At 63.0% G+C, this 1,723-nt stretch carries 1 protein-coding gene; it reads left to right on the forward strand.

Features of this window, described 5'->3' with window-relative positions; all coding sequences use genetic code 11:
* On the forward strand, nucleotides 1-1,723 hold a 1,723-nt coding region (locus WAW17_RS27455), incomplete at both ends, for a DUF6537 domain-containing protein (RefSeq protein WP_422336019.1).

Consider the following 1,723-nt stretch of genomic DNA (forward strand, 5'->3'; position numbering starts at 1 on the left):
CTCTACAACTCCGCAGTAGATATGACCGGGGCTCAACCTGCCCAAGCGGGATTATCGGTTCCCCAGTTGACCCACAAGCTGACCGCGGAGGGTGTCAAGAAGATCGTGGTCTGCGCCGAAGAACCCGAAAGACACAAGGGCGCACAGTTCGCCGATGGCGTGCTGTTGTGGAGCAGAGACCGACTCGACGAAGCCCAGCGCCTTCTTCGTGAGACCAAGGGCGTGACCGTACTGATCTACGATCAGCAATGCGCGGCCGAAGCACGACGCAAACGCAAGCGTGGAACGCTACCCACACGGCGCACGCGAGTGATCATCAACGAGGCAGTTTGCGAAGGATGCGGTGACTGCGGGGTCAAGAGCAACTGCCTGTCGGTGCAGCCGGTCGACACCGAATTCGGGCGCAAGACCAGGATCGACCAGACCACGTGCAATACGGACTATTCCTGCCTCGACGGGGAGTGCCCTTCGTTCGTCACCGTCGAACTGCCCGAGTCGGGTGTAACCCTCGAGCGGCCGGCAATTCCCTCGCCCCCAGCGTGTCACGCTACCGAACTTGCACCGATAACCCGGACGCACAACGTATTCCTTGCAGGCGTCGGCGGCACCGGCATCGTCACGGTGAATCAGGTGCTAGGGATGGCTGCACTGCGGGCCGGACTTCACGTCGAGGGACTCGACCAAACTGGACTGAGCCAGAAGGCGGGCCCGGTTGTCTCCCATCTGCGCATCAGCACGGAACCGGTCGCATCGACGAATCGCATCAGTCCGGCGTCGGCGGACTGTGTTCTGGCATTCGATCTGCTCACCGCCGCTGACTCCAGGTATGCCGGATACGGGAGTGCGGACCGCACGATCACGGTGGCATCCACCAGCAAGACCCCCACGGGCGACATGGTCTACGACGGATCCGTTGCGTATCCGGACGAGGACGCGTTGCTCGAACGCCTCGAGGTGTCCGCCCGGGCAGTGATATCGTTCGATGCGCTTGCGGCGTCTCAGACGCTCTTCGGCAATACTGCAGCCGCGAACTTCCTCCTCGTAGGTGCGGCGTATCAGGCCGGGGGACTGCCCGTACCCGCTGCCTCGATCGAAGAGGCGATCTCCATCAACGGCGTCGCAGTCAACGCCAACCAGATGGCCTTCCGGTGGGGGCGAGTGGCAGTGGAAGACCCCGAAGCTTTCCGGGCCGCGACGTCGGCAACCACCGCCGCGGGGCGCAGCGATAAGGCAATCCCCGCTCACCTGCTCGGGACCACCACAGTGTCCGGACCGACACGTGCGCTTCTCGAGCGGCGCGCGGCGCAGTTGGTCGCCTATCAGGGCGATCGGGTCGCGGCAGAGTACATCGCTGCCGTGCAGTCCGCGTGGGAATCCGAACGCGCCCTCGGTGACCGGACGGAGTTCAGCAACTCTGTAGCAACAGGAATGCACCGGCTGATGGCCTACAAGGACGAATACGAGGTCGCGCGAATGCTCACCGACCCGTCATTTCTCGAAGCAGTACAAGAAAAAGTGCCGGGTGGCCGGAAGCTGACATACAAGCTCCATCCCCCGACGCTGAAGGCTCTCGGCCGCACAAAGAAGATCGGCCTCACTCCTCGAACACACGGGGTGCTCAAAGTGCTCGCCAAGGGGAAGTTCCTGCGCGGCACACTGTTTGACCCCTTTGGCTATGCGCACGTACGTCGCGTGGAGCGCCGACTCCTGGCACACTACAGGG

This window comes from Rhodococcus sp. (in: high G+C Gram-positive bacteria) (assembly GCF_049286785.1).
Lineage (GTDB): Bacteria > Actinomycetota > Actinomycetes > Mycobacteriales > Mycobacteriaceae > Rhodococcus_F.